Annotated in this window: 17 protein-coding genes; 8 read left to right on the top strand and 9 right to left on the bottom strand. The window is 72.6% G+C overall.

Annotated elements, in window-relative coordinates:
• The first annotated feature begins 42 nt into the window (after positions 1–42).
• Together RBH18_RS26380 and RBH18_RS26375 are read left to right on the top strand one after the other, a co-directional pair.
• Entirely contained in the window at positions 43–807 is a 765-nt protein-coding gene (locus RBH18_RS26380) for a putative protein N(5)-glutamine methyltransferase (RefSeq protein ID WP_306212436.1), read from the top strand.
• 50 nt (positions 808–857) lie between these two features.
• Positions 858–1886 carry a hypothetical protein gene (locus RBH18_RS26375; protein WP_306212434.1) on the top strand — a complete coding sequence of 343 codons (1029 nt, stop codon included), beginning with the start codon at positions 858–860 and terminating at the stop codon, positions 1884–1886.
• On the opposite strand, the gene RBH18_RS26370 is transcribed toward RBH18_RS26375, so the two are convergent.
• Both RBH18_RS26370 and RBH18_RS26365 read right to left on the bottom strand, forming a co-directional pair.
• Positions 1870–2742, bottom strand: a complete 873-nt coding sequence (locus RBH18_RS26370) for a DegV family protein (protein ID WP_306212431.1) — start codon at positions 2740–2742, stop codon at positions 1870–1872. The two genes, RBH18_RS26375 and RBH18_RS26370, sit on opposite strands and share 17 nt — an antisense overlap.
• A gap of 53 nt (positions 2743–2795) precedes the next feature.
• Positions 2796–3203 carry a hypothetical protein gene (locus RBH18_RS26365; RefSeq protein ID WP_306212429.1) on the bottom strand — a complete coding sequence of 136 codons (408 nt, stop codon included), beginning with the start codon at positions 3201–3203 and terminating at the stop codon, positions 2796–2798.
• A gap of 124 nt (positions 3204–3327) precedes the next feature.
• On the opposite strand from RBH18_RS26365, the gene RBH18_RS26360 reads away from it, so the two are divergent.
• Complete coding sequence (locus RBH18_RS26360) at positions 3328–4041, top strand: hypothetical protein (RefSeq protein ID WP_306212428.1); 714 nt, start codon at positions 3328–3330, stop codon at positions 4039–4041.
• Between the two features lie 170 nt (positions 4042–4211).
• Here RBH18_RS26360 and RBH18_RS44175 read toward each other — a convergent pair whose 3' ends face one another.
• The 4 genes from RBH18_RS44175 to RBH18_RS26340 form a co-directional block, all read right to left on the bottom strand.
• A complete protein-coding gene (locus tag RBH18_RS44175; protein WP_372338988.1) occupies positions 4212–5231 on the bottom strand; it encodes a hypothetical protein in 1020 nt (339 codons plus the stop codon).
• A gap of 1130 nt (positions 5232–6361) precedes the next feature.
• Positions 6362–7336, bottom strand: coding sequence for a DNA polymerase III subunit delta (gene holA / locus RBH18_RS26350; RefSeq protein WP_372338987.1), 975 nt, complete (start codon positions 7334–7336; stop codon positions 6362–6364).
• Positions 7337–8065: 729 nt separating this feature from the next.
• Positions 8066–8332, bottom strand: coding sequence for a 30S ribosomal protein S20 (gene rpsT, locus RBH18_RS26345; RefSeq protein WP_196420515.1), 267 nt, complete (start codon positions 8330–8332; stop codon positions 8066–8068).
• 202 nt (positions 8333–8534) lie between these two features.
• Positions 8535–9494, bottom strand: coding sequence for a phosphotransferase family protein (locus RBH18_RS26340; protein WP_306212424.1), 960 nt, complete (start codon positions 9492–9494; stop codon positions 8535–8537).
• Positions 9495–9547: 53 nt separating this feature from the next.
• Here RBH18_RS26340 and RBH18_RS26335 point away from each other — a divergent pair, with 53 nt between their 5' ends.
• The 4 genes from RBH18_RS26335 to RBH18_RS26320 all read left to right on the top strand — a co-directional run bounded on the left by RBH18_RS26335 (position 9548) and on the right by RBH18_RS26320 (position 13992).
• A complete protein-coding gene (locus RBH18_RS26335; RefSeq protein WP_306212423.1) occupies positions 9548–10081 on the top strand; it encodes a DUF4240 domain-containing protein in 534 nt (177 codons plus the stop codon).
• 491 nt (positions 10082–10572) lie between these two features.
• A complete protein-coding gene (locus RBH18_RS26330; RefSeq protein WP_306212421.1) occupies positions 10573–11367 on the top strand; it encodes an MOSC domain-containing protein in 795 nt (264 codons plus the stop codon).
• Positions 11368–11449: 82 nt separating this feature from the next.
• The gene (gene lepA / locus RBH18_RS26325; protein ID WP_306212418.1) at positions 11450–13327 is read left to right on the top strand and encodes a translation elongation factor 4; all 1878 of its coding nucleotides are present in this window, start codon (positions 11450–11452) and stop codon (positions 13325–13327) included.
• Between the two features lie 386 nt (positions 13328–13713).
• Complete coding sequence (locus RBH18_RS26320; protein ID WP_306212416.1) at positions 13714–13992, top strand: GlsB/YeaQ/YmgE family stress response membrane protein; 279 nt, start codon at positions 13714–13716, stop codon at positions 13990–13992.
• Positions 13993–14264: 272 nt separating this feature from the next.
• Here the strand turns inward: RBH18_RS26320 and RBH18_RS26315 are convergent, their stop codons facing one another.
• The 3 genes from RBH18_RS26315 to RBH18_RS26305 all read right to left on the bottom strand — a co-directional run bounded on the left by RBH18_RS26315 (position 14265) and on the right by RBH18_RS26305 (position 17602).
• Positions 14265–15842 (bottom strand): PAS domain-containing protein, encoded by a 1578-nt coding sequence (locus tag RBH18_RS26315; protein ID WP_306212414.1) that lies wholly within the window; start codon positions 15840–15842, stop codon positions 14265–14267.
• A 106-nt stretch (positions 15843–15948) separates the two neighbouring features.
• Positions 15949–16782 carry a hypothetical protein gene (locus RBH18_RS26310; protein ID WP_306212412.1) on the bottom strand — a complete coding sequence of 278 codons (834 nt, stop codon included), beginning with the start codon at positions 16780–16782 and terminating at the stop codon, positions 15949–15951.
• Between the two features lie 40 nt (positions 16783–16822).
• Positions 16823–17602: an enoyl-CoA hydratase-related protein gene (locus RBH18_RS26305; protein WP_306212410.1), complete on the bottom strand. Its 780-nt coding sequence runs from the start codon at positions 17600–17602 to the stop codon at positions 16823–16825.
• 37 nt (positions 17603–17639) lie between these two features.
• Between RBH18_RS26305 and hemW the strand changes: the two genes are divergently transcribed.
• Positions 17640–18503: radical SAM family heme chaperone HemW (gene hemW / locus RBH18_RS26300; protein ID WP_306212408.1), on the top strand; the 864-nt coding region annotated here is incomplete at its 3' end.

The following is an 18503-nucleotide window of genomic DNA, read 5'->3' as shown; positions in this document are numbered from 1 at the left end:
GGCCCTGTGGACGACGGCTCATTGTGGATAACCGGGAGTTTCATGAACGCTGTGCTAGCCGAGACGACTGCCCAGCTCAGGGCGGTGGGGTGTGTGTACGCCGAGGAGGAGGCGGCCATTCTCGTGGCAGCGGCCGACTCGGCCGCCCAGCTGCGGGAGCTGATCGGGCGCCGGGCCGCGGGCGAGCCTTTGGAGCAGATCGTGGGCCATGCGGAGTTCGACGGCACGCGGGTCCGCCTCCGGCACGGCGTCTTCGTACCCAGGGTGCGCAGCCAGTTGCTGGTGCGCGAGGCGGCGACCCGCACCCGGCCGGGTGACACCGTCGTCGACCTGTGCTGCGGTTCCGGGGCGCTGGGACTCGCGCTGCTCCGACGCGTACCCGGGATCGATCTGACCGCCGCGGACAGCGACCCCGCCGCAGTGGCCTGCGCCCGCGACAACCTCGGCGCGGACCGGGTCTTCGAGGGCGATCTCTTCGACGCGCTGCCGGCAGGCCTGCGCGGGCGGATCAATGTCCTGCTCGCCAACGTGCCGTACGTGGCCAGCGCACACATCGACTACCTGCCGGCCGAAGCGCGTCTCCACGAGCCGCGCACCGCCCTCGACGGCGGTCCTGACGGGCTGGACATCTTCCGGGCCGTCGTCGCCGCGGCGGGCTCCTGGCTGGCACCGGGCGGCCTGTTGCTGTCCGAGATCACGGAGGCACAGGCTGACACGGCTGCCGAGGTTGTCCGCCGGGCCGGGCTGCGTCCGGGGCTGTGCCATGACGACGAGCTGGAGGCGACGGTGGTGACAGCCACCCGATGAACCGCTAAAGTCGTCGCCCACGACCGGGGGAGCGAACAGAGGGGCCGCGCGTGGGCTTGTTCCGCAGAGCCGCGCGGGCGCGTCTGGCCAGCCGAGTCATCAAGCGTCTGCGCCGGGCGGGAGCGACGGAGGCGCGCTATCACTCGGCGTCCTTCACCGTGCGGTTCGTGCGCCCGGGCGACGACCAACCCAGTGAGGTACGTCTCGACGAGGTCCCGCGCGGCCGGGTGGACCAGTTCGTCGCGGGCCTCCTGCGCGCCCCGGGCCTGCCCGCCACGTGGGCCGAGGCCCGTCCGTTGCTGCGGCCCGTCCTGCGCGGCGCCGCCACCCGGAGCACGGCGCCGCTGTGCCGGCCCGCCTTCCCGTACCTGGCCGAGTTCGTCGTCGTCGATCAGCCGGACACGATGACCTACGTCACCACCACCCACGGGTGGGGCGTGACCGACGACGAGATCTTCGCGGCCGCGCGCGCCAATCTGGCAGGAGCGAAGCTGCTGGGTACGGCCACCGAGCCGGTCGTGGTCCAGTTCGTCGACGACGGCGACGCGTACTGGACGTCCCACCTGCTCCTGGACGGCTGGCTGGCCGGGCTCGCGGAGCAGGTGGGCGGGCGGCCCGTGGCGTTCGCGCCGGAGCGGGGGCTGCTCCTGATCACCGCGGACGGCAGCGCGCACGTGGCGGAGCTGTTCGCGCGGGCGGAGAGCATTTATCTGGCATCACCGCGGGCGATCACCCCGATGGCGTACGTGCCGGACGACAGCGGACGCACGGTGCCGTACGCCGGGGTGGAGCACGCGGGTCATGTCCGTCGTGCCGAGGCGGTGCTTTCGTCGTGCGAGTACGCGAAGCAGGCGGCCGATCTGCCGGGCGCTGCTGAGATGTTGCTCACGGGGGATGGGCGTACCCGGGCGCTGTGGCCGGCGGACGAGCCGGTCCTGCTGCCGTTGGTGGACGAGGTGCAGCTGGGCGAGCGGGTGGTGCCGTGGGAGGAGTTGCTTCCGCGGCTGAGCGCTCAGGGCATGTATCCGGAGCGCTGGCGGGCCGAGTCGTTCCCGCCGGAGGCTACGGCCGAGGAGTAGCTTCGGCCGGCATCCGGCGGTGGACGACGACGCCGGCCAGGCCGGGGCCCACATGCGCGGCGACCACGGCGCCGATCTCCGTGATGTAGCAGTCGCGCAGCCGGTCGCCCAGACGCATCGACACCGCGTCCGCCAGCGCCCCCGCCCGGTCCGCCGCCGCGAGGTGGTGCACGGCGATGTCGACCTCGCCCATGCCCGATGCCTCCACGGCCAGGTCGACGAGCCGGGCCAGCGCCCGCCCCGCCGTGCGCACCTTGTCGCGCACCACGATGCCGCCGTCCACCACGTGCAGGATCGGCTTGACCGACAGGGCGGTGCCCAGCAGCGCCTCGGCCGCCCCGATCCGGCCCCCGCGCCGCAGGAACTCCAGCGTGTCCACGTAGAAGAGGGTGCTGACCTGTGATGCGTGTCGCGTTGCGGTGTCGCGTACCGCGGCAAGGTCGTCCCCGCGCCTGGCCGCGTCCGCCGCAGCCAGCGCCGCGAAGCCCAGGCCCATCCCGGTCGTGCCGCTGTCCACCACCTCGACCGCCGGGCCGATCTCGGCGGCGGCGAGCTTGGCGGCGTCGTACGTGCCGGACAGCTGAGCCGACAAATGCACCGAAACCACGCCGTCGGCCCCGGCGTCGAGCAGCTCCCGATACGCCCGCACGAACTGGCCGGGCGCCGGCCTCGACGTGCTCACGGCCACACGCCGCTGACCCAGCGCACGCGCCACCTCGGCCGGCGACACCTCGCACCCCTCGAGGCCCTCGTCACCGTTGATGACCACGGTGAGCGGGACGACGGTCAGGTCGTGGGTCCCGTGCAGCTCGGACGGCAGGTACGCGGTGGAGTCGGTGACAACCGCGACGGGCATGCGGCGACGGTAGCCGATGACCGCCCGCTCCGCCGCGTGCCGCGGTTGCCGGGTCAGTTCGGGCGGAGGGCGGTGACCTCGAACGGCGTACCCTGCATGCAGGTCGTCATCATCCCCTCCGCGACCCGCCCGGTCACCGTGACCGACGCCCCGGCCTTCGCCGCCGACTTCAGCGCCGGATCCTTGAAGACCAGCAGATGCTTGTCGAGAATCAAGCAGTTGGGCTCGACCCCGGCCTCGATCGTGCCGCTCAACGTCGTGGTCGCGGCGCCTTCATCGGGCGCGCTCGGCTCCTGACTGGGCACTCCGGGCTCCTCACTAGGCACTCCGGCCTCCGCACTCGGCACGGCGGAGGCGGACGGCGCGGGTGCGGGCGCGCCGGCCTCGTCACCGGCGCCGTTGGCGCACGCGGCGAGCGAGAACGCCGCGGCCGCGGTCGCAATAACGAGAAAACGTCGCATCATGGTTCCTCTGACGCTACCGGGTGGGGCGCGGTTCCGATCAGACCCCGACCATTCCGTACGCCGTGGCCGCCGCGCGGCGAGCCAGCATCATCGCCACGAATGCCCGTGCCTGGAGGAGCCGATGTCCTATCAGCTGAACGCAGCCGTCGGCCCGTTCGACCTGCTGCGAGGGGAGGAGCAGTCAGGGGTCGTCCCGCTCCGGCATCGCATGGGCCTGGTGCCGCTGCCACGCCTTTCCGCGCCGGCCGAGGAAAGGCTGAGGGACTGGTCGCTCACCGGGACGATCGGCCAGGTGGAGGCGGACTTCTTCGGCGGCGACGGCTGGCAGACCGCCTCGCTGTGGCGTGGCGGGCAGCGGGTCTGGGGGCCGTCGCACACCGCTGAGTTTCCCGCCGGGCGCCGGGCCGGGTGGCCGATCAATGCCGTGCTTGCCCGGCTCGGTGTCGTCCTTGATCCCCGGGACGGGCGACCGGAGCATCATGACCTGTTCGCCGAGGTCGGGCTCGGGGCCGAGCGTGATCTCGAAGGCTGGAGCCGGCGGGCTGCCGAGGCGCGGGAGCACGCCACCTACGACGCGTGGCAGGCGGGACAGGCGGCCGCCGAGCGTGCGGCGGCTGAGCGTGCCGAGTACGCCCGGCTGGCGGACGTCCCGGTGCCCCTCGGCGGCGCGGAGGTGATGGAGGTCCTGGGGATTCCGCCGGGGCGGCAGGTCGGAGCGGCCATCCGCTTCCTCCAGAACCTCCACGTCGAGCGGGGCGAACTCTCCCGTGCCGACGCGATCGCCGCCCTGCGGTCCTGGGGCGCCGAGGCCTCCGGGAGCACAACGGATCGCTGAACTGCGGGACCAGCAACGCGCCGGTCCCTGCTGCCGTGAGATCGGCCGAGTCGAACGCCTGGTCCCGGCTGCTCGACCTCGGCTCGTTCCGACGGCAGCTGTTCTTGGCGTGTCTCTTCGTGACGGCGGCGGCCTACCCGTAGCGGCGGCCTCTTCGTAGCGGCGGCGGCCTATTCGTAGCGGCGCGCGGCGGACTGGCGGGAACGCTGCTGATCATCGATGTCGTCGGCCCACTGTCGTGCCGGACGGGCGCCGTTCTCGATGCCGGGCAGAGGGGCGATCGCCGGTGTGCTGTCGGCTGAGTGGCCCCCGATTTGTGCGCTGCCAACTGGGAGGCTGCTGCCGGGCCGCGGGGCGCCCTCTTGGACGCTGCCGGGCTGCGAGGCGCCCTCTTGGACGCTGCCGATCGGTGCGCCGGGGTGTTGCGTCGTGTCGGCCTGGGCGTCGGTGGTAGGCGCCGGGCCGAAGGGTGCGTTGCCGGACTGCGGATGGGCGGTCGGCACCTCGCCGGCGGGTGACCGGTCGGTCGCGGCTTCGTCGCCGGGTGACACGGGGAACGCCGGGGTGCGGGCCCAAGCGTCGCCGGCCGGGGTGGTGCGGGCGTGGCGATTGTTGGCGTATGGACCCGGGAAGGTGGCGAAGCGGTTCGGCGCCGCCGGAGGGACAGCCGCCTGCGAGGGGTCGAACAGGGGGTCGGCCCCCGGCGAGGGGTCGAACAGAGAGTCGGCTCCCGGCGATGCGTCGAACGGTCGCGCGTCCCGGGGCGTGGCGGGCGCATCGGCGGAGGCGGAGAGCCAGGCGCTGAAGGAGGCCGCGGGCTGGGGATCGGCGGGTGCGGCGGGTGTGGCGGGTGCGGTGGGGCGAGCATCGGCGCGGGCAGCGGAGGCGCGGGAGCTCGTCGGCGAGTGGGCGCTCGTGGGCCGGTGAGGGCTCGCGGAGGAGGCGAGCGATCGGGCGGCCGCGGGCGTAGAGGGGCGGGAAGCTGCCTGGGAGGTTGCGAGCTGACGCTCGAGGACGCCGGCGACGACGTCGTTCAGCTTCACCATGACGGCGACGGCCGCGGGCAGGACCAGGACGCCCCACCAGCTGACCAGCTCGGCGAGGGCGAGCAGGATGCCCAGTGCGACCGTGCCCTCGAGGAACACGAAGCAGAGGATGCCGCTCGGCGCGACGTGGCGAAGGCCGAGCATGCGGGCATACATCGGGCGGTGCGCCGCGTCGCCGCCCGCCCGTGCTGACCTGGAGGAGCGCTCGGCACGCATCGACGAGGCAGAGCGCTGTGAGGTGACCGCACGCCCCGGCTCGGCTGCACGCCCTGCCTCGGCCGCACGCCCCGGCTCGGCCGCACGCCCTGCCTCGGCCGCACGCCCCGGCTCGGCCGCACGCGCATACTCGGTCTCACGCCATGAACTGGCCCGATGCATCCAGGCGGCCTCTCCCATGCCGTGGGACCCGTGACCGTCGCCGAGTGCTGACGAGCCGTCCATGCGCGCCGAGGCGCTCCCCGGCTCTGAGGCGGCCCCGAACGTCGAGGCGTTTGGGAGGTCCGAGGCGGCCCCGAACGTCGAGGCGCTTGCGAGGTCCGAGGCGGGCCCGGACGTCGAGGCGCTTGCGAGGTCGGAGGCGCCCGCGAAGTTTGAGGCGCCCGCAAGGTCCGAGGCGTTCGCAGGCTGCGGGGCGGTCGTCGTGCTGCCCCGATAGAGCCCGTTGCCGGGGTCGGTCGTGGGAGTGGCGCGCAAGGCTGTGCGGCCGGCGCGGGCTTCCTCGCGGAGCCGGCCCAGGCGCGCCTCGGCGGGTGGGACCTCGGTGCGGGCGGCGTCGCGGAAGCGCATGGCTCGGGCCATGCCCCGTCGCTCCCCACCCTGCCGGTCGGTGCTCACGCCGAAGCGGTCGCTCATGCTTCGCCCGTCAGCTCCGGCCGGGGGTAGCGCGCTCGGGTTGGGAAGATCGCGCGCGTTTCGCTCGGTGGGCTCGCCGGGCGCCGCACCCGGGAACGCGGCATCGCTGAGTGAGCCCATGTGGCCGCTGGGCGAAACCGTGGGGCTGGCGTGCGGGGCCGTGGGAGTGGCGTGTGGGGCCGTGGGGGTGGCGTGCGGAACCGTGGGGCTGGCGTGTGGGGCCGTGGGGGTGGCGTGCGGAACCGTGGGGCTGGCGGGCGGAGGCGCGAGGGCACCGGGCGGAACCGTGGGACCACCGATGGACGGAATCGTGCGGCCGCTGGGCGGAACTGTGGGGGCGCCGTGCGGGGGAGCGTCGTCTGCGCGGCCCCAGGCCCGGCCTGTCGCGTCGCTCCGGGTTTCGGAGCCGCGGCGGAATCGGCTCACCGGGCACCTCCCGTGTGCCTTGCGCGTGCGACGGCGAACACGGCCTGCTCCAGCGCGTAGCCCCGGTCCTCGGAGCCGCCCTTGACGGCGGCGTTGCAGTCGGCGGCGGCGCGCATGGCGTCGACCAGGGCCTCGGGGGTCCAGCCTCGGCTGCGCTCCTGAGCCTTCTGGATCTTCCAGGCGGGCATGCCCAGGGAGCTGGCCATCTGGTACGGGTTGCCGCGGCCCGCGGAGGCGACGCGGGCGACGGTGCGGACGCCGTCGGCCAGGGCGTCGGCGATCGGGACGGGGTCGACGCCGACGTGGAGGGCCCAGCGCAGGGCCTCGAGGGCGGCGGGGACGTCGCCGATCATGGCCGCGTCGGCGACCGCGAAGCCGCTGACCTCGGCGCGGCCCTTGTAATAGCGGGCGACCACGGCAGCGGTGATCTTGCCGTCGGTGTCGGCGAGGAGCTGGGAGCAGGCGGCGGCGATCTCGCGCAGGTCGGAGCCGACGGCCTGGAGCAGGGCGGATGCCGCGGCCTCGTCGCAGCGGCCACCGTGGCGCCGGAACTCGTCGCGCACGAAGGCGGTGCGCTCCCGATCGTTCTTGAGCTTCATGACGGGGATCACGGTCGCGCCCGCCGATTTGAGGCCGTCGGCGAACGCCTTGCCCTTGGCCGCGCCCGGGTGGGTGACGATCAGGGTGACGTCGGGATCGGGCGCCTTGGCATAGGCGAGCAGCGCCGCGGTGAGGTCCTTGCGCGCGTCCTGCCCGCTGCGGATCACGAGCACGCGGCGGCCGCCGAACAGCGACGGGCTCAGCATCTCGGCGACCTCGCCGGCGGCGAGCTGCCCGGCCTCATACTCCCGGACGTCGGCGCCGGGGTCGGCAGCCCGGGCGGCCTCGACCGTCGCGCTGACGGCGCGGGCAGCGAGCAACTCCTCGTCGCCGAGGACGAGGACCAGCGGATCGGGCGGCGTGCTGTTCACGACGAAAATCCTCCCACGCGGGTCCGACAGTTCCGCTCGGCCGGCCGCCGTGCGGGGGCTGTCGATCAAGCAACGCGAAACCAGACATATCGGCCTTTGGCCATTCCCGCGGCGCGGCAATGCGGCTCGATCAGGCTGGATGTCTGATTTGCGAACCGGACGTGATCCGGGGCACATCCGAACCGATCGCCCGGGGTCGAATCGCTCGGTCGGGCTAACCCGGGCGTGTTGCGCCGGCAGTGACAGGGCGGGGCGGCATCGGCGCCGGCTCGAGCGATGGCAGGCGGGGCCGCCACGGCGCCGGCTCGAGTGATGGCAGGCAGGGCCGCCACGGCGCCGGCTCGAGCGATGGCAGGCAAGGCGGCGCCGGCTCGAGCGGTGGGAGAGGGGCAGCATCGCGTACGGCCGGGGGCGGCGAGGTGCGGAAACGACTCAGGCACCGCCGGACGAGTCCAGCGGTGCCTGAATGCGGTCTGGGACCGGTGCCTGCCCGGCCCGGCGGGATCATCGCTGGTGCGATGGCCCCGGCCCGGCGGACGGACACTTCTGCCTCGGCAAGCTCGCCCTGCCGGGGCGCCGACCGGACGCGCCCGATCGGAGGGGGAGGCAACCCGCGGCGGCCGGCGGCTCAGGGCGAGTGCCGGTGCTGCGGTTGCCTCATGAGGACCCCACCGAGGGCGACCTGCCTCGTGTCGAGGGCGCCGCCGTGCAGAGGGTGCCTCAGGCGAATCAGGCGGAGAGCGAAGCGATCTTCTTGGCGATGGCCGACTTGCGGTTCGCCGCCTGGTTCTTGTGGATGACGCCCTTGCTGACGGCCTTGTCGAGCTGGCGCGAGGCGTCACGGAGAAGGGCGGTAGCCGTCTCGGTGTTGCCCGCGTCGCTCGCCTCGTGCAGCTTGCGGATCACGGTCTTCAGCGACGACTTGACCGACTTGTTGCGCAGCCGGGCCTTCTCGTTCTGCCGGTTGCGCTTGATCTGGGACTTGATGTTCGCCACGCGACAGCCTTGTCCTGACTAGTTCGGATGATGTACTGAGACTTCGGTGGAGCTCAGAGGGCTGAGGCACCACCACGTCGAAGTGCTCAAGCGGTGAGCAGCACGCAGGAACGCGCCACCACACGCGACGAACCAATGTATCAGGCCTGATCGTCGGGCCCCAAATCGAGCGGGGCTCTCCGGGCGGCGGCGCCGGGCCCGGTCAGCTGTCCCAGCCGCGGCGGGCGGCCAGCCAGGCGAGTGCCTGATGACCGCTGAACCGCTGGTGCTGGCGGCTGTGCGGCGAGGCGCTGCTCGGACCGGCCGCCGCGCGGGTCAGCCAGTAGCCGCCCATGGCCGCGAGCACGCCGTCGACGCCCTCCGGCGGGGCGTCCCACCCGTCCAGGTAACTGTCGGCGTCCAGGCCGCTCGCGTACGCGGTGACGAGCAGGGTCACCGTGTCGAACCACGCCTCGCCCCGGCAGGGCCACGTCCAGTCGCACAGCGTGCTCCGGCCGTACCTGTCGATCATGATGTTGTCGATCCGCAGGTCGCCGTGCAGCATGCCCGGCCCGTCGACCAGCCGGGGCAGGGTCTCCTCGAGCGCGGCGAGGTCGTCCAGGCGGTCGTCGGCCCACGGCGGAGCCGGCGGAATGGGGACAAGACCGTTCATGATCTGTGTCCACCACGACAGCTCCCCGCGGATGATCTCGGCGAGCGGCGGCGCGTCGATGCCGGGCGGCGGCCGGCGCAGGGCCGTCGCGGCGACCTTCCAGGCCCGCAGCGCCGAGTCCAGCTCGTCGGGATGCCAGGGCAGCGCCGGTACGCGACCGTCGACCACCGTCAGGCACAGCACGAACCAGCCGGCCGCATCAAGCGTCCAGCGCGGCCGGGCGGCGGGCACCTCAGGGGGCAGGGCGGCTGTGACGGTCGCCTCATGGGCGTACCAGTCGGAAGTGGGGTCCTGGTGCGGCGCTGCCTTGAGGAAGACGCGCTCGCCCGACCCCGTCTCGACAACCGCGGCGAAAGCCCTGGTGAAGCCGCCACCGGCGGGCGTCGCCACGCGGACCGGCGAGCCCAGTCTCCGGTCGATCGCGGCCCGCACCGCAGGGGGCAGATCGGACCAGAGCGGACGTACGGCCGTAGCGCCGTAAGGGACCTCGGGGAGCGATACCGGACGCATGCCCCCATCCTGCCTTCCCGAATTTGTCGTACCCGCCTGGCAAGCTCTGACCCATGAGAACGGACGAATTCTGGGCGGTCATCGACCGGGCGACCGCCGACCGGCCGGGTTCGCCCGGCGAGGTGGCCAAGCGCGCCGTCGCGGAGCTCGCCACGCGCGACCCCGACGAGATCGTGGCCTGGGGCCGCCACCTCGACAAAGTGCTGACCGCCTCGGGCAAGGAGGACCTCTGGGCGGCGGCCTACCTGATCAACGGCGGGTGCTCGGAGGAGGGCTTCGACAACTTCCGCGGCTGGCTGATCGCCAACGGCCGCGAGGTCCTCGCCGGCGCCGTCCGCGACCCCGACTCACTGGCCGCCCTCGCCTCGGTGAAGGCCGCGGCCACGACCGGCGCGGTGTTCGAGGCGGAGGAGGTGCTGACCATCGCCCCGGAGGCGTATCAGCAGGCCACGGGCGAGGAGTTCCCGGCCGCCGACGCGCCGCCGGGGCGGCCGGACCCGGCGATGCTGTGGGACTTCGACGACGAGGACGAGATGGGGCGGCGGCTGCCGCGGTTGTCGTCGCTGTTCCTGCTGCCTCCGGACTGAGTCGGGCATCCGACAGAGGTCCGGGGCGGCCGGTCGGGGCGGGCTTCGTCGCGGTTCTGCCGTGCCGGAGCATCCGCCGCCAGCCGCCAGCCGCCAGCCGCCAGCCGCCAGCCGCGAGCCGCGAGCCGCGAGCCGCGAGCCGCTGCCGCCGCCAGCCGCCGCCACGAGCCGCTGCCGCCGCCAGCCGCTGCCGCTGCCGCCACCCGCCGCCGTTGCCGCCACCCGCCGCCACCCGCCGTCGCTGTCACCCGCCATCGCCGCGGACCGCCAGCGCTGGCACAGGCTTCGCGAACGGCGTTACCGGTTGGAGGGTCGCGCCGGCTTCATCGCCGCCGCTGTGGGTTGGAGCGCCGCGGCTGCTCCACCGGTGCGCCGTCGCAGGCGGGGGCGCGTTGGCCGGTGCGCGCCAGGGGGTGGGAATGCGGTCGATCAGGGGGCGGCGGGTGTTGTGGGCTGGGCGGGTCGGGGGTCGGCTGGGAAGGGGCGGTGCGGTGACTCGGGGCTTGGTGACGGCGGTGAGCTGCAACGGGGCTTACACGTTCAGCAAGGCGGTGCGCGGCGGGATCGTGCTGGTGCCGGGGTGGGGCGTGCGGGGCGATGTGCATGCCGGGGTGACGGTTCGGCATCGTTCGCGGGTGGCGGCCGATCCGGGGCAGCCCAATCTTCGTCAGGTGCATCTGCTGCACCGGGAGTTGTTCGACGAGGTCGGGGCCAAGGGTCATGCCGTGCCGGAGGGCGGGCTCGGGGAGAACGTCACGACCTCCGGCCTTGACCTGATCGGACTGCCCTGCGGCACGGTCTTGCGGTTCGGTCACGTGGCCGGGGCCGCCCCGGGATTCGAACCGATCGGGGGTGCGGCACGCCGGTCCGCGGCGAGCGCGACAGATGCTTCGCGGGCGCCCGGGCCGGAAGGTGCGGACGAGCGGGACGTCCCGGCGGACGGGAGTGCGCTCGACGTTGTGGCGGCGGGTCGGCGTACGACCGTCAAGGCCGGGATGGACGACGTGGTCGACGTGCTGGAGGGCGCGGTCCGGGCGGAGCTGGCGCGCGGGGACGGCGACGGCCGGGCGGCGGTCGTGGTGACCGGGCTGCGGAACCCGTGTGCGCAGATCGACAGGTTCCGGCCAGGGCTGCTCAAGGAGGTGCTCGGGCGCGACCGGTCGGGGCGGGTGGTGCGGCGGGCGGGGATCATGGCGGTGGTCGTGCGCGGCGGCGTGGTGGCTCCCGGGGCGCCGGTGGTCGCCGAGGTTCCGACGGGGGCTCATCGGCCGCTGGACTGGGTGTGACCGAGACGTGGGACCATGGGAGGGGCGACCGCATCGTGCCGGCCGCCGGAGATGCCCCTGACTTGCTCGAGAACGGACGAACGTGCCTGGACCGCTCGACCCCGGCGTGAACATCATCGGAGCGACCGATCCGCGTCGCATCCGGAACTTCTGCATCATCGCGCACATCGACCACGGCAAGTCGACGCTGGCCGACCGGATGCTGCAGATCACCGGCGTGGTCGATCCGCGGCAGATGCGCGCGCAATATCTCGACCGCATGGACATCGAGCGCGAGCGTGGCATCACGATCAAGAGCCAGGCCGTGCGGATGCCGTGGGAGGTGCGCGCGGGCGAGCGGGCCGGCGAGTCGGCGGTGCTCAACATGATCGACACCCCCGGGCACGTCGACTTCACGTACGAGGTCTCCCGCAGTCTCGCCGCGTGCGAGGGCGCGGTCCTCCTGGTCGACGCCGCGCAGGGGATCGAGGCGCAGACGCTGGCCAACCTCTACCTGGCCATGGAGAACGACCTCCACATCATCCCGGTGCTCAACAAGATCGACCTGCCGGCCGCCCAGCCCGAGAAGTACGCCGAGGAGCTCGCGAAGCTCATCGGCTGCGAGCCGTCCGACGTGCTCAGGGTGTCCGGCAAGACCGGTGCGGGCGTGGAGCACCTGCTCGACGAGATCGTGCGGCAGTTCCAGCCGCCGGTGGGCGACGCGGACGCGCCGGCCCGGGCGATGATCTTCGATTCGGTGTACGACGTCTATCGCGGCGTGGTCACGTACGTCCGGGTGATCGACGGCCGGATCGAGGCGCGCGACCGGATCAAGATGATGTCCACCGGGGCCGTGCACGAGCTGCTCGAGATCGGCGTCGTGTCGCCCGAGATGGAGAAGGCCGGGGCGCTGGGCGTCGGCGAGGTCGGCTACATGATCACCGGCGTGAAGGACGTGCGGCAGTCCCGCGTCGGCGACACGGTCACCGGCAACAACCGGCCGGCCACCGAGCCGCTCGGGGGCTACAAGGACCCGAAGCCGATGGTCTTCTCCGGCCTGTACCCGATCGACGGCTCCGACTATCCGGCGCTGCGCGACGCGCTCGACAAGCTCAAACTCAACGACGCCGCCCTGGTCTACGAGCCGGAGACGTCGACGGCGCTGGGCTTCGGTTTCCGCTGCGGCTTCCTCGGCCTGCTGCACCTCGAGATCATCACCGAGCGGCTGGAGCGCGAGTTCAACCTCGACCTCATCTCCACCGCGCCGAACGTGATCTACCAGGTGATCACCGAGGACATGAAGGAGTCGACGGTCACCAACCCGAGCGAGTTCCCGGCCGGCAAGATCGCCGAGATCCGGGAGCCCGTGGTGCGCGCCACCGTGCTGGTGCCCAACGACTACGTCGGCGCGGTCATGGAGCTGTGCCAGAGCCGCCGCGGCACCCTGCTGGGCATGGAGTACCTGTCCTCCGAGCGGGTCGAGCTGCGCTACACGCTGCCCCTGGCGGAGATCATCTTCGACTTCTTCGACCAGCTGAAGAGCAAGACCAAGGGGTACGCCTCCCTCGACTACGAGCCCTCCGGCGAGCAGGTGGCCGACCTGGTCAAGGTGGACATCCTGCTGCACGGCGAGCCCGTCGACGCGTTCAGCGCGATCGTCCACAAGGACAAGGCGTACGGGTACGGCGTCACCATGGCGTCCAAGCTGCAGAAGCTGATCCCGCGCCAGCAGTACGAGGTGCCGATCCAGGCGGCGATCGGCAGCCGCATCATCGCCCGCGAGACGATCCGCGCCATCCGCAAGGACGTGCTCGCCAAGTGCTACGGCGGTGACATCAGCCGGAAGCGCAAGCTGCTCGAGAAGCAGAAGGAAGGCAAGAAGCGGATGAAGATGGTCGGCCGGGTGGAGGTGCCGCAGGAGGCCTTCATCGCCGCGCTGTCGACCTCGGATTCCGCCGACCAGAAGGCCACGAAGAAGTAGCTGAAGCCTCAGGAGACAGCCGGGCCGGGGCCGCCGAGGCTGTAAGACGGCACGACGCCCGGGTTCCGCCGCGAGAGCGACGGGATCCGGGCGTCGCTGTTTCCGCCGTACGTGTGAGCTGGTTAACCGACCCCGCCCGCCGATCCGGGTTTACGAACGGCACCAAAGGCGCCGGGGAGGACTCCGCGGACCCGCCCCGCAGAGAATTTTGCCCCTGGGAGCGGTTCCACGAATGCGCCCTGAGCTGCTCTTTTGACTGGTGGAGGGGGATGCAAGGGCGGCCGGCTGCGAGTTGCCTGGCAATTTCGCGGTTTGGCTTTCGGAGGCGTCGGGAACTTGCTGGGTCGACGGACGCAACGAATGCTCCACCCCCGAGGAGGAACCCCATGACTGTCGCCGGCATCATCTCCGCGCTCATCGTCGGTCTCATCATCGGCGCCCTGGGCCGCCTGGTCGTTCCGGGCAAGCAGAACATCCCGATCTGGCTGACCCTGGTCATCGGCGTGGTCGCTGCCCTGCTGGGCACCGTGCTGGCCCGCGCGCTCGGCGTTGCCGACACCAACGGCATCGACTGGACCGAGATCCTGTTCCAGGTCGTGCTGGCCGCGATCGGTGTGGCCCTGGTCGCCGGTGTCGGTGGCCGTCGCCGCTACAGCCGCCGCTGACCCCCGGGCTCCGCGGGGAGGCGCTGAGCTTCCCCGCCGGGCCTGACCGGAGGACCTCTCGGGGTCCGATGGAGCAACCGCCAAGAGCGCCGGATCCCGCCAAGGGGTCCGGCGCTTTTGCCGTGCCGCGAAAGGGCCCGCCGCGAAAGGGCGCGCCGCGAAAGGGCGCGCCGCGGAAGGGCTCGCCGGGAAGGGGGCTCGCCGGGAAGGGGCCCGCCGGGAAGGGGCCCGCCGGGAAGGCAGGGCCGCGACAGCCGCGGGGGAACGCCGGCTCAGTACCGGAACTTGTGCTGAGCACTCCGCCGGTTCACCCACGCCGGCAGCGCGTCGACGTTCTCCACGTGCGGCACGCGCTCACCAGGATCGTGCGAACGGGTCACGTCGCGCAGCGTCAGCACATAGCCGCGGACGAGCCGATCCTCGCGCAGATCCCGGTACGTCGCCTCGACCAGCACCTGCGTCTGGTCGCCGCGCTGCAGCGAGCAGTGCAGCACGCCGTCGCCGGCTTCGCGGAGCGTGCGGCCCACGCGGACGCTGTCGTCCGGGTGCACGAGGTCGATGAACGTGGTGGACGGCGCGAAGTCGTCGGTGCCGAGCAGGGTGTGGAGCGCCGGGCTGGCGTACCGGATGACGTGGTCCTCGTCGACGACCAGCATGAGGTCCGCGGTGTTGCGGACGACCGCGCGCAGGTAGAGGTCGCTGTCGCGGCGGCCGACCGCCTCGACCAGGGTGATCCGGTCGAGGGCGAGGGCGGCCTGCCCGGCCAGCACCTCGAGGGCGTCGCGGCCGGCCTCCAGGGTCTCGCGGCGACCGGTGATGAGCAGGGCGCCGCCGTGCGGGCGGGCCACGGCGAGGGGTTCGAGCCAGAGCGGGCAGACCAGCGTGCCGGGGTCGATCCACCAGCTTCGCGTACGCGTCCCCGCCGGCGCCGCGGGCAACGTGAGCCGCCGGTCGTCGGTGGCGAAGTCGACGCTCGTGATCTCGGACGCCGGCAGCAGTTGGGCCACCGCGCCGCGCACCGCATGGTCGACGGCCGGGGCGTCGGCGGCGGCGACCAGGGCGGCGCTGGCCTCGCGGAGCACCCGTTCGCGGCGGAGGGCCTGCTGGCTCAGCGCGACCGAGTCGGCGAGCCGGGTGAACGTGAGCACCAGCGTGAGCGCTCCGGTGACCGCGATGACAACGCCGTCGGTGACCGTGCCGGAGACCGCCTCGACGAGCAGGACGAGGGGCGGTGTCGCGACCGAGATGCCGAGGACGGCGGCCCAGCGCCCCTGCCACGGGGTCTGCCGCACCGGTACGGGCGACGTCAGCCGGGTCATCGACGGGTGCAGAGCCGCGGCGCCCCACGCCAGGTACAGCACCATGTAGCCGGCTTCGGTCCACCACGCGGCGTGGAGCCCGTACGCGATGTCGCTGGACAGCATGCCCGCGGCGCCGATGCACAGCAGCACGGCCGACCACGTGAACCAGGTCGCGACGATGAGCCGGACCGTCACGCCGATGAGCAGCAGCGCGCCGATCACGTCCGCCGCGGAGATGTCGCCGACGTGACCGATGTCGCCGATCACGAACACCCAGACCAGCAGCAGGACCGCGCAGCCGAGGGCGAGCAGGTCGATGAGGCGGGCGCGGTTGGTGAGCACGGAGCCGAAGCGGGTGAACTGCATGACGGTGAGCGCGATGAACACGAACATCGTCAGGTAGACGGAGTCGGCGACGTCCCTCATGTCGAAGGCGTAGAAGACGTCCCCGACGGCCAGGCAGGTCACGGAGGCGGCGAGCAACAGCCACGGGGCGATCCGCGCCGGCTGGTGCCGGCTCACCCCCACGACGATGGCGCCTACGCTCACGGCTCCGAAGAGGATCCATTCCAAGGCGTGGAGCACGAATAACTAGTACCAGGGAGGTTGCTGTCTGTCCATGTCCATGTATACGTAGCGCAACCCGAGTCACGCGTCAGGAATAGACCTCGGCCACTACGGTGTCGCTGCCGACCCGCCGGTCCCCGGTCACGGGTTGCCACTTGCCGTCCGTCGCGTCCCACTCCAGATCGGCGAAACGTACCCGTTCGAGGCCGGTGGTCTTGGCGTGCGCGACGAGCCAGTGCGCGTAGCGCCAGCCCTTCTCCGGATCGCCGGCGGTCACGCGCAGCTCGGTGTCCTGCACCGCCTTCACGCCCCAGTCCAGCTTGAGGCCCTCGGTCAGGGCGGCGGCCGCGGCGGCCCCGCGCAACGCCGGCTCGCCCGTGACCGTGCACTCCACCGCGCCCGTCGCGCGGCCGGTCAGCGCCTTGGCCAGCACGGCCGCCTCGTCGGCCCACTTCTCGTACGCATTCGGGTACGCCGACCGCTGCACCTTCTGCGCCGCGTCGGTCACCCGCATGTCCTCCCAGCCCTTGACCTTCTTGAGGGCGGCGTAGAACTTGCGGGCCGCGTACCGCGGGTCCTGGATCTTCTCCGGCGTGCCCCACCCCTGGCTGGGCCGCTGCTGGAAGAGGCCGAGCGAGTCGCGGTCGCCGTCCTCCAGATTCTCCAGCTTCGACTCCTGGAGGGCCGTGGCGAGCGCGATGACGACGGCGCGCTCGGGCATCTTGCGCCGCACGCCGATCGCGGAGATGGTGGCCGCGTTGGCCATCTGCACGGTGTCGAGGGTCACCTGACCGTCGGCGCGCACCGTGCACTCGGGCCCGATCAGCGGCAGCTTGATCCCGCCGCCGAACGACTGCGCGACCACGAAGCCGAGGGCGCCGAGAACGACGAGCACCGCCGCCACCGCCACCGGCTTCTTCACTTACACCTCCGCACTTTCCCGACAAGGGTAGTAAACGAAATCACGTCTCCTGGGTGACCGGCACCCAAGCAGCCGGCCGCTTCTCCCTGAACGCCGCGACGCCCTCGCGCCCCTCCGGCGACTTGAAGTAGCCGGACGAGCGGGCGGCCAGGTCCGCCAGGTCGGTGCGGACCGAGTCGGCCGGCGTGCGGCGCAGCAGCTGCTTCGCGCCCGCCAGCGCGGTCGGGCCGCCCTTGACCAGGGAAGCGCAGAAACCGGCCACGGCGGCGTCGAGACCGTGCGGCTCCACCGCGCGGGTGACCAGGCCGATCTCGGCAGCGCGCCGCCCGTCGAAGACGTCGCCGGTCAGATAGAGCTCGGCGGCGGCGCGGGGCGCCAGCCGGGGCAGCACCGTGGCGCTGATCACGGCCGGGATGACGCCGAGGCGCACCTCCGAGAAGGCGAACGTGGCGTCGAGCGTGCACACGGCCAGGTCGGCCGCGGCGATCAGGCCGAGGCCGCCGGCGCGGGCCGGGCCGGCGACCCGGGCGACCACGGGCTTCGGGAACTCCCAGATGGCCGCGAGCACGTCGGCCATCATCTCGGCGGGCACCTTGCCGTCGTCCGGGGTCGCCGCGGTCTCCTTGAGGTCGGCGCCGGAGCAGAAGACCGGGCCGGTGTGCGAGATCACCACGGCGCGCACCGAGGCGTCGGTGAGCGCCGTGCCGAGCCCGTCGAGCAGGTCGGTCATCAGGGCGGTGGACAGCGCGTTGCGGTTCGCCGGGCTGTCGAGCGTCAGCGTGGTCACCCCGGCGTCGGTGACGGATCGGACCAAGGCCATGGCCAAGACCCTAACGGGCTGCGTGCACACTTGAGCGATGCCTGGTGTTCTGCCCGACGGTGAGCCCGTCCCGAGTGACGGCTCCCTGCCGGACTCCGCCCTGCGGTCCGTGGGGAAGAACGGCTTCGGCGTGTACGTGCACGTGCCGTTCTGCGCGACGCGCTGCGGCTACTGCGACTTCAACACCTACACGGCGGCCGAGCTGGGCGGCGGTGCGAGCCGCGACGAGTACGCGGACCGGGTGCTGGAGGAGATCCGGCTGGCCGGGCGCGTCCTGTCGCGGCCGGTGGAGACCGTCTTCGTCGGCGGTGGCACCCCGACGCTGCTCACGCCCGACGACCTGGCGCGGATCCTCGACGGCATCGACCGGACGTGGGGGCTGGCCGCCGACGCGGAGATCACCACCGAGGCGAACCCGGAGTCGGTGACACCCGCGTCGTTGCAGGCGCTCCGGAAGGCCGGGTTCACGCGGGTGTCGCTCGGGATGCAGTCGGCTGCTGCGGGCGTACTCGCGATCCTGGAGCGCAAGCACACCGCCGGCCGCGCCACCCGCGCCGCGGCCGAGGCGCGCGAGGCCGGGTTCGACCACGTCAACCTCGACCTGATCTACGGGACGCCGGGCGAGACCGCGGACGACTTCGCCGCCTCGCTCGACGCGGTGATCGGCGCCGGCGTCGACCACGTGAGCGCCTACTCGCTGATCGTCGAGGACGGCACGCGGATGGCCGCCCGGATGCGGCGCGGCGAGCTGCCCTACCCGTCCGACGACGTCGCCGCCGACCGCTATCTGGCCGCCGAGCAGGCGCTGAGCGCGGCGGGCTTCGCCTGGTACGAGGTCTCGAACTGGGCCACCTCGCCCGCGGCGCGAACGGCCAGATCGTGCAGGGCTGGTCCGCCGACG

Origin of the sequence: Actinoplanes oryzae (assembly GCF_030757795.1) — a bacterium.
Taxonomy (GTDB): Bacteria; Actinomycetota; Actinomycetes; order Mycobacteriales; family Micromonosporaceae; genus Actinoplanes.
This window is presented reverse-complemented; position numbering and strand designations above follow the sequence as displayed.

What these genes read in the sequence shown, in the direction of transcription:
- RBH18_RS26380 (WP_306212436.1), top strand. Translation starts at nt 43, where the DNA reads ATGAACGCTGTGCTAGCCGAGACGACTGCCCAGCTCAGGGCGGTGGGG.
- RBH18_RS26370 (WP_306212431.1), bottom strand. Translation starts at nt 2,742, where the DNA reads ATGCCCGTCGCGGTTGTCACCGACTCCACCGCGTACCTGCCGTCCGAG.
- RBH18_RS26365 (WP_306212429.1), bottom strand. Translation starts at nt 3,203, where the DNA reads ATGCGACGTTTTCTCGTTATTGCGACCGCGGCCGCGGCGTTCTCGCTC.
- RBH18_RS26360 (WP_306212428.1), top strand. Translation starts at nt 3,328, where the DNA reads ATGTCCTATCAGCTGAACGCAGCCGTCGGCCCGTTCGACCTGCTGCGA.
- RBH18_RS44175 (WP_372338988.1), bottom strand. Translation starts at nt 5,231, where the DNA reads ATGCTCGGCCTTCGCCACGTCGCGCCGAGCGGCATCCTCTGCTTCGTG.
- RBH18_RS26340 (WP_306212424.1), bottom strand. Translation starts at nt 9,494, where the DNA reads ATGCGTCCGGTATCGCTCCCCGAGGTCCCTTACGGCGCTACGGCCGTA.
- RBH18_RS26335 (WP_306212423.1), top strand. Translation starts at nt 9,548, where the DNA reads ATGAGAACGGACGAATTCTGGGCGGTCATCGACCGGGCGACCGCCGAC.
- RBH18_RS26320 (WP_306212416.1), top strand. Translation starts at nt 13,714, where the DNA reads ATGACTGTCGCCGGCATCATCTCCGCGCTCATCGTCGGTCTCATCATC.
- RBH18_RS26305 (WP_306212410.1), bottom strand. Translation starts at nt 17,602, where the DNA reads ATGGCCTTGGTCCGATCCGTCACCGACGCCGGGGTGACCACGCTGACG.